Below are 6,565 nucleotides of genomic sequence, written 5' to 3'. Positions count from 1 at the left end.
GGGGGGCGCAACCCCTCTCTCGTGCCCAGCCCCGTGACGGGCTCCTCGATCGGTGGGCAGCTCACCGCTCACCCGCTGCTGTCGACCACGGATTCCGGGCCCTGGCCACCGGCGGCTCCGGCACCATCGCCTGGCGGGCGCCCGCGAAGGCTCCGCGCTCGCGCACTGATCCCCGACCCGGGCGAGGCCACGGAGCCGATCCGACCAGGCGGAACCGCCCGTGCCCTGCTCCGGGCACGGGCGGGCCTGGATCACGCCGACGGGCTGGTCTCCCGTGCCACCGGGACGGAGCGCCGGGCCGCGCGTATCCGGGCGACCACGACGATGCCGACGGCCAGCAGGATGACGGCGTAGATGCCCAGGGTGATGGGCCCGGTGAACATGACTCCGACGTCCCCCTGCCCGATCGCCAGTCCGCGACGCAGTTCGGTCTCCGCGAGGGGGCCGAGGATGACGGCGATCAGCACCGGGGCGACGGGGATCGAGTACCTGCGCATCATGAACCCCAATAGTCCGAGGAGGATCAGCAGCCACAGGTCGGTGACTGAGTAGGAGGAGGCGTAGACACCGAGCACCGCGAAGCCGGTGATCCCCGCGTACAGGTACCTCTTGGGGATGAGCAGCAGCTTGGCCCACAGCGGGGCGAAGGGCAGGTTGAGGATCAGCAGCATCACGCTGCCCACGAAGAGGCTGGCCAGGAGCGCCCACACGAGGTCCGCGTTGCGCTCGAACAGCAGAGGACCGGGCTGCATGCCGTACTGCTGGAACGCGGCGAGCATGATCGCCGCCGTGGCCGACGTCGGCAACCCCAGCCCGAGGAGCGCGCCCATGGCGGTGCCCGCGGTCGCGCTGGCTGCGGCCTCCGGAGCCGCCACGCCCTCGATGGCGCCCTTGCCGAACTCGTCGGGGCGTTTGCCGCGCCGGGCCCGCAGCTGGGAGAGCTTGCGCTCCGTCCCGTAGGCCAGGAAGGTCGGGATCTCCGAGCCCCCGGCCGGGATGGTGCCGAACGGAAGGCCGAAGCCCAGTCCGCGCACCCAGGCGGGGATGGCCCGGCGCAGGTCACCGGGCTTGAGCCAGAGGGATCCGCCGGTCCGGACCAGCTGGGCGTCGTCCCGCTGCCGGTGGATCCGCGAGGCGACGTGGAGCACCTCGCCCAGGGCCAGCAGCCCGACGGTCACGGTCACGATGCCGACCCCCTCGAAGAGCGAGGGCACACCGAGGGTGAACCGCGCGGCGCCGCTCTGCGCGTCGATGCCGACCATCGCGATCGCGAGCCCCATGGAGAGGGCGATGAGACCGCGGATCATGGACTGGGCGACGACGGCAGAGGTCGCCACGAAGGCGAAGACCGCCAGGGCGAAGTACTCGGCGGGGCCGAACCGCAGGGCGATGTCGATGATGACACCGGAGAAGAACGCGACCACGGCCGTGGAGACCACCGCGCCGAGGAACGCCCCGATCGCGGAGGTCGCCAGTGCCTGGGAGGCCTTGCCGCGCAGCGCCATCCTGTGGCCCTCGATCGCGGTGGCGATGGCCGAGCTGTTGCCCGGCGTGTTCATCAGGATGGACGTGGTGGAGTCGCCGAAGAGCCCGCCGTAGTAGACGGCGGTGAACATGATGAAGGCGCCCGTGGGGTCGAGCTTGAACGTGACCGGGAGCAGGAGGGCCACGGCCATCGCCGAGCCCAGGCCGGGCAGGACTCCGACCGCCGTGCCGAGGACCACGCCGACGAAGGCCCACAACAGGTTCTCGGGGGTCAGGGCGGCGGCGAACCCGCCGCCGAGGAGTACGAGTGTGTCCATGTCAGAGCACCCCGCCCAGGATCCCCGAGGGGAGGTTCAGACCCAGGCCCGCGACGAACGCGAGTTGCACGACCGCCGAGTAGACCAGCGCGACCGCCGCCTCGAACAGTGAGCGCCTGCCTCCGAACGCCGTGCTGACACCGAAGAACAGCAGGGCGCCGGACAGCAGCCAGCCCAGGGGTTGCAGCAACAGGGTGAAGGCGATGACCGAACCCAGCACGAGGCCGACCGTGCGCCAGTCACTGTGGGTCGCGGTGCGCCGGTCCTCCTGGCCCTCGACCAGGTCACCGACGATCCCCGCGCTCTCCGCGCCGTTGTCGCCGTTGGCCGGAGGAACGGCCGGGTCACGGGCGACCTGGACGACCAGCAGCGCTCCGAGCACCACCATCAGTCCGGACACCAGCCCCGGGAAGAGCTGGGGGCCGGGCCCGGTGGAGGTGTCCGGGACGTGCATGGCCATGGTCTGCGCCGCGAGGAAGACACCGACCCCGACGACGAGCAGGCCGACGAAGACCTCGCTGCGCCCCCGCAACCAGGAGCGGGCCGGGTGGGAGGTCGCCGTCCGCGGTGACGCGGGCGGCGCTGGTTCTCTCAGTGGGTTCATGACAGCCCCAGGTCCTTGGTGACTTCGGTGATACGTGTGATCTCTTCGTCCAGGAAGGCCTCGAACTCCGGGCCGGACTGGAAGGTGTCGTCCCACCGGTTGCGTTCGAGGGTGTCCTGCCACTCGGGGGTGGCGACCATCTCCTCGACGATGGCCGTCAGCTCCGCGCGTTCCTCCTCGGTGATCCCGGGCGGTGCCATGAAGCCCCTCCAGTTGGGGAGCACGGCGTCCACGCCCTGTTCGGGGAGGGTGGGGTGCTCTTCCAGACCGGTCACCCGTTCGTGGGCCGAGACGCCGAGGACCCGAAGGCTTCCCGTCTCCACCTGGTCGCTGAACTCGTTGTAGCCCGAGACGCCCACGTCGATGCTTCCTGAAAGAAGGGAGGTGAGCGCCTGGGCGCCGCCCGCGAAGGGGATGTAGTTGACGTCGGTCGGACGCAGGCCCTGTGACTGGGCGGCGAGCCCGGCGAGCAGGTGGTCGGTGCCCCCGAGCGAACCGCCGCCCACGGCCACCGCTCCGGGGTCCTCCTCCCAGGCCTCGATCAGGTCGTTCATGTCCTGGAGCGGTGAGTCGTCACGGACCACGAAGACCTCGTAGTCGTCCGCCACCCGGGCGATGGGTACGACGTCCTCCAGTGTCTGGGCGGAGTCGTTGACGATGATGCCGCCGATCATGACGGTCCCGGTGGTCATCAGGGTGGTCGCCTCGCCCTCGCGCCGCACCGTCTGGGCGAGGCCGATCGTGCCACCGGCGCCGGGCAGGTTCACGACCTGGGTGTTGGCCACGACGTCGTTCAGACGCATCGCGTGCTGCGCCTCCCGTGCGACGAGGTCCCAGCCGCCGCCCGGGTCGGCGGGTACCACGATGTCCACCCGGGCGCGGGCCTCGGAGTCGTGCGTCTGCGAGAGCGCGGCGTTCGCCGCGGCGGCACCCACGACGAGGGTCGCGCACACGGCCCCCACCGCACGCAGGGTGCGCTGCTTGTCCATTCTCACTCCCTCTCGACCCCAGTGGTCCACCAGGTGGACCTAATGGGCCGCTGGTTGGCTCAGAGAATGATGCAAATCACTCGGGGGTGTGTCAATGCGTCCGGGAAATCTTTCCTTAACGAAGTCGTCACGCCAGTTGGGGTGTGTTCTGCCTGGGCAGAGGTCCTGCGTTGGGTGAACCGGTTTCCCGGGTGCCCCTGGCGGTTCCTGTGTCCGTGGGTTAGCCTGACCCTCATTAAGACCATCTAGTAGTCCAATGAGTCCACCAGGTGGACCACGACGGGAGGGTGATGGCCGGGGACACCGAAGGGGGAGTGCGCAGCGTGGTGCGCGCGCTCGACCTGCTGGACCTCTATGACGAGAGGAACCAGCGCTACACCACGCGTGAGCTGGTGGAACTGACCGGGCTGGCCAAGACCACCGTCCTCCGCCTGGTCGGAACCCTCGAACAACGCGGGTTGCTCTGGTCCGGATCGGACGGCCGCGTCGGAGCCGGACCGGGACTGCTGCGCTGGGCGCGCCTGGCCCACGCCGTCTGGCAGGTGCCCGAGTCGATCCGCGTGATCATGCGGGACCTCACCGTCGAGACCTCCGAGACCGTCAACCTCTACGTGCGCGCGGACACCGTTCGTGTCTGCGTCGCACAGGAGGAGGGTCCCCAACGGCTCCGCCACGTCGTGAACACCGGTGACGAGATGCCCCTCTGGGGCGGGGCGGCCAGCAAGGTGCTCCTGGGCGGAGCCCCGGAGTCGGTGGTCAGGAGGGTCGCCGCGGCCTCCCCTCACGGACCGCAGTACCTCGACCGCCTGCTCACCGAGATCGCCGAGGCCCGGAGCCGGGGGTACTCGGTCAGTCACGGCGAACGCGAACACGGCGCCTCCGGGGTCGCGGCTCCCGTCCATGGGGCCGCCGGAGGTCCGGCACCCGTCGCCGCACTCGCGGTCGGCGGGCCCACCGCCCGCTTCACCGAGGCCTCCGTCCGAGCCTTCAGCGGTGCGGTGCGCGAGGCGGCGGAACGCATCGGCCGGATCGGGTTCGACCCGGGGTCGGAGAACGTGGCGAGCGACGACAAGGAGAACGGATGAGCCCCGCGACAGCCGCGCGTGACGCCCTCCCCCTGGCGGGGGTCCGCGTCCTGGACCTGACCAACGTGCTGGCCGGACCCTACGCCGGGTACCAGCTCTCCCTGATGGGGGCGGACGTCGTGAAGGTGGAGGTGCCCGGCGCGGGCGACCTCGCACGACAGCTCGGAGCCTCCTCGGAACTCAACGACGAGCGTGTGGGAGCGTCCTTCCTCGCCCAGAACGCAGGGAAGCGGTCACTGACCCTGAACCTCAAGTCGGACGCGGGGCGCCAGGTCATGCGCACCCTGGTGAGCGACTCGGACGTGCTGTTGGAGAACTTCCGCCCGGGGGTCATGGAACGCCTGGGCTTCGACTGGGAGACCCTGCGCGAACTCAATCCCGGCCTGGTGTACTGCTCCGTGTCCGGGTTCGGCTCCGACGGTCCGCTGAGCGACCGGCCCGCCTACGACCAGATCATCCAGGGGCTGTCCGGCATGATGGACGCCACCGGGACCGAGGAGACCGGCCCCCTCCGAGCAGGGTTCCCCATCGCCGACGTCCTGGGCGGACTGGCCGCCGCGTTCGCGGTCGGCAGCGCCCTGGTGCGACGTGAACGCACGGGCGAGGGCACCCGTCTCGACGTCTCGATGCTGGAGACCGCCATCACCGCCATGGGCTGGGGCGTCTCCAACTACCTCTCGGCGGGAGTGGAGCCCTCCCGCATCGGCAACGAGAACGCCACCGCCGCCCCGTCCGGCACCTTCACCACCGGCGAGGGCACGCTCAACATCGCGGCCAACAAGCAGGAGCAGTTCGAGACCCTGTGCCGCCTCCTCCAGGCCTCCGAACTCGTGGCCGACCCCCGCTTCGCCACACGGGAGAACCGCAAGGCCCACCGGGTCGCGCTGCGCGGTGAACTCGAGGAGCGTCTGGCGGGTCGGAGCGCGGCGGACTGGGAGACGGTCCTCTCCGACGCCGGGGTGCCCGCGGCCCGTGTGCTCAGCGTCCGCGAAGCCCTCGAACTCGAACACGTCGAGCACCGGGGCCTGGTCCGCACGCTTGCTTTCCCCGGCCAGGACGACCGTGAACTGCACGTCCTTGGCAGCGGTGTGCACGTGGACGGGACCTCCCTGGGTCCCGACCGCTCTCCACCGCTCCTTGGCGAACACACCGATCAGGTCCTCCGCGAGGCCGGTTACGAACAGAGCGAGGTCAACGCGCTCAGAGAGGCGGGTGTGGTGTGAACGCTCCGGACACCCCGAGCATGACCCACGAGGAGATCGGCGACTGGTGGTCGACCTCCCTGACACGCATCGCCCCCGGTGAGATCGAACTGCGCGGCTACCCCGTGCAGGACGTCATCGGCCGCCATGGGTTCGTCGAGGTGGTCTGGCTCATGCTCAGGGGGGAACTGCCCGAGCCAGCCCAGTCCCGCATGCTCGAGTCCGCGCTGGTGGCCGGGGTCGACCACGGCCCCCAGGCGCCCTCCATCGCGGCCGCGCGGATGGCCGCCACCTGCGGGCTGGGGCTCAACAACGCGGTCGCCAGCGGCGTCAACCTCCTGGGGGACGTGCACGGAGGCGCGGGGCAGCAGTGCGTCGCCCTCCTCAACAGGATGGCCGAACTGCGCTCCGAAGGAACCGACGCCGACGACGTGGCCGAGGCGATCGTGGCCGAGTACCGGGAGAGGGGCGGCTACGTCCCCGGCTTCGGGCACCGTTTCCACCCCAGGGACCCGCGCAGGGACCCCCTCCTGGGGATGGTGCGGGAGGCGGTGCGCGACGGCATCGTCGACGCCGGTCCACTGGAGTCCGCGCTGGCCTTGGAGAAGGCCTTGGAGGGGCGCAGGGGCAGGCCCGTGCCCATGAACATCGACGGCGCCACGGCCGTCGTCTACGCCTGTCTCGGCTTCGAAGCCGAACTGGCGCGCGGACTCTTCGTCCTCTCGCGGTCGGTCGGGATCCTGGCGCACGCCTGGGAGGAGAGCAACAGCGGGGCGAGGATCAAGGGTCCTCTCCCGCGTACGGTCCTGGCTGGCTACACCGGTCCGTCGACCCGCCTGCCGGGCGAGGTCCTCGACGACTGACGGGTCGCGAGGGCGTCCCG

General features: G+C 70.6%; 6 protein-coding genes. 3 read left to right on the top strand and 3 right to left on the bottom strand.

The window, feature by feature from the left end:
- Positions 1–251: 251 nt before the first annotated feature.
- From KBX21_RS17385 to KBX21_RS17375, 3 genes are read right to left on the bottom strand one after another with little or no spacing between them, the layout of a single operon-like run.
- Positions 252–1,802, bottom strand: a complete 1,551-nt coding sequence (locus KBX21_RS17385) for a tripartite tricarboxylate transporter permease (RefSeq protein ID WP_210842533.1) — start codon at positions 1,800–1,802, stop codon at positions 252–254.
- A 1-nt stretch (position 1,803) separates the two neighbouring features.
- Entirely contained in the window at positions 1,804–2,406 is a 603-nt protein-coding gene (locus tag KBX21_RS17380; protein WP_247665892.1) for a tripartite tricarboxylate transporter TctB family protein, read from the bottom strand.
- Positions 2,403–3,395 (bottom strand): tripartite tricarboxylate transporter substrate binding protein, encoded by a 993-nt coding sequence (locus KBX21_RS17375; protein WP_210842532.1) that lies wholly within the window; start codon positions 3,393–3,395, stop codon positions 2,403–2,405. The genes KBX21_RS17380 and KBX21_RS17375 overlap by 4 nt, the downstream gene beginning before the upstream one ends.
- A 269-nt stretch (positions 3,396–3,664) precedes the next feature.
- On the opposite strand from KBX21_RS17375, the gene KBX21_RS17370 reads away from it, so the two are divergent.
- The 3 genes from KBX21_RS17370 to KBX21_RS17360 are packed head-to-tail and all read left to right on the top strand — an operon-like array spanning position 3,665 to position 6,545.
- Entirely contained in the window at positions 3,665–4,480 is an 816-nt protein-coding gene (locus tag KBX21_RS17370; RefSeq protein ID WP_234003998.1) for an IclR family transcriptional regulator, read from the top strand.
- On the top strand, positions 4,477–5,703 hold the full coding sequence (locus KBX21_RS17365; protein WP_049574593.1) for a CaiB/BaiF CoA-transferase family protein: 1,227 nt from the start codon (positions 4,477–4,479) through the stop codon (positions 5,701–5,703). Before KBX21_RS17370 ends, KBX21_RS17365 begins: the two co-directional genes overlap by 4 nt.
- Positions 5,700–6,545: a citryl-CoA lyase gene (locus KBX21_RS17360; protein ID WP_307869228.1), complete on the top strand. Its 846-nt coding sequence runs from the start codon at positions 5,700–5,702 to the stop codon at positions 6,543–6,545. Before KBX21_RS17365 ends, KBX21_RS17360 begins: the two co-directional genes overlap by 4 nt.
- Positions 6,546–6,565 lie beyond the last annotated feature (20 nt).

This window comes from Nocardiopsis sp. B62 (assembly GCF_018070675.1).
Lineage (GTDB): Bacteria > Actinomycetota > Actinomycetes > Streptosporangiales > Streptosporangiaceae > Nocardiopsis > Nocardiopsis prasina.
This window is presented reverse-complemented; position numbering and strand designations above follow the sequence as displayed.

Coding starts and splice junctions, on each gene's coding strand:
- KBX21_RS17385 (WP_210842533.1), bottom strand. CDS start 1,802: ATGGACACACTCGTACTCCTCGGCGGCGGGTTCGCCGCCGCCCTGACC.
- KBX21_RS17380 (WP_247665892.1), bottom strand. CDS start 2,406: ATGAACCCACTGAGAGAACCAGCGCCGCCCGCGTCACCGCGGACGGCG.
- KBX21_RS17375 (WP_210842532.1), bottom strand. CDS start 3,395: ATGGACAAGCAGCGCACCCTGCGTGCGGTGGGGGCCGTGTGCGCGACC.
- KBX21_RS17365 (WP_049574593.1), top strand. CDS start 4,477: ATGAGCCCCGCGACAGCCGCGCGTGACGCCCTCCCCCTGGCGGGGGTC.